2 protein-coding genes are annotated in these 1,482 nt (G+C 50.1%); both read left to right on the top strand.

What is annotated here, in order from left to right; translation table 11 throughout:
- Positions 1–1,150 (top strand): site-specific DNA-methyltransferase (locus A3730_RS04680; RefSeq protein ID WP_082872261.1); only part of this gene is annotated, 1,150 nt, incomplete at its 5' end.
- Positions 1,151–1,154: 4 nt separating this feature from the next.
- A partial coding sequence (locus A3730_RS04675) for a DEAD/DEAH box helicase family protein (protein ID WP_197477295.1) occupies positions 1,155–1,482 on the top strand: 328 nt, incomplete at its 3' end.

The following is a 1,482-nucleotide window of genomic DNA, read 5'->3' as shown; positions in this document are numbered from 1 at the left end:
CTTTAAAGTTATTGCTGATGAGATATTCATGCGAAAGAATTTTGTCTGTAATGCTCTTTGTCAGAAGCGTACATCGGCAGATGCGCGTATTCAGATGGGGGCTGCGCATGATCACCTTTTTGTTTATGCGAGAGACATAAATAAGATTTCCTTAAATCGATTAGCATTGGACCGTTCGAAGGCGACTGGATTCAAAAATCCTGACAACGACCCTCGTGGACCATGGTCCTCAACTGACTTTACGGCGCAAGGTTGGCGTCCAAACCAGATGTATAAGATTCAGTTGCCAAGCGGGCGTATCGTTGAGCCGCCTGCGGGGCGATGCTGGTCTAATATTGAGCCTGTGTTTCATGAATTGCGAAAACAAGGCCGTATGTGGTTTGGCGCCAAAGGCGATGGAAGGCCTCGAGTTAAGAATTATTTGGCTGAGCACGAGGGAGTGTCCTCTTGGACTTGGTGGCCAAATTCTGAGGTTGGTCACAATCAGGAGTCAAAAAAAGAAATCAATGAGCTGTTTGGGGCAGACCAAGCTTTCGATACACCGAAGCCTGAAAGACTTATCAAGCGAATCCTTGATATCGCCACAAATCCGGGAGACATCGTCCTCGACAGTTTCCTCGGGTCCGGAACGACTGCTGCAGTAGCTCATAAGACTGGTCGGCAATGGATCGGAATAGAGATGGGTGAGCATGCCCGCTCACATTGTCAGCCACGCCTCAAAGAAGTTGTGCTTGGTGAGCAGGGAGGTATCTCGAAGTCAGTCAACTGGCAAGGAGGAGGGGGGTTTCGTTTCTTTAAACTAGGCGCGCCAGTGTTCGACGAAAATGGTCATATCCGGCCAGATATACGTTTTGAAAGTTTAGCGGCCCATGTCTGGTTCTCCGAAACAGGAATTGCTCGCTCAACTCGTGCCCCGAAAGAGTCATTCCTAGGGAGTCATAACGGTATCGGTTACTACCTGCTTTATAACGGAATTCTGGGTGATGAGAGTAATGGAGGGGGGAATGTTCTGACGCGTCGAGTTTTACGTTCGCTCCCTAAGTTTGATGGCCCAAAGGTGATTTATGGGGAGGCTAGTGGCCTGACTCAGGAGCAGCTTGACGAGCTGGATATCACTTTTAAACAAACACCCTACGACATCAAGGCATAGCTCTATGGCTTTGGCTCTCAAGCAATATCAACGTCGCTCCCTTGCCAGCCTGGAGCATTTTCTGGAGCTGGCTCGTGTTGAAGGAGCCGCATCTGCTTTCGGTAAAGCCGTGGATGAAGGGCTGATTGACGAATACAAGCCCATGCCTGGCTTGCCGCACATCCCGTATGTCTGCCTGCGTATTCCCACGGGTGGGGGGAAAACTGTCATGGGGGCCCACATTATTCAGGCCGCAAGTCGGTCTTTGCTGGAACGGCAGTTTCCGCTCGTGATGTGGATGGTCCCAACCACTCAAATCAAGGATCAAACTCTGGAGGCATTCAGCGATCCAA

The organism is Alcanivorax sp. HI0044, from assembly GCF_001634945.1.
This window is presented reverse-complemented; position numbering and strand designations above follow the sequence as displayed.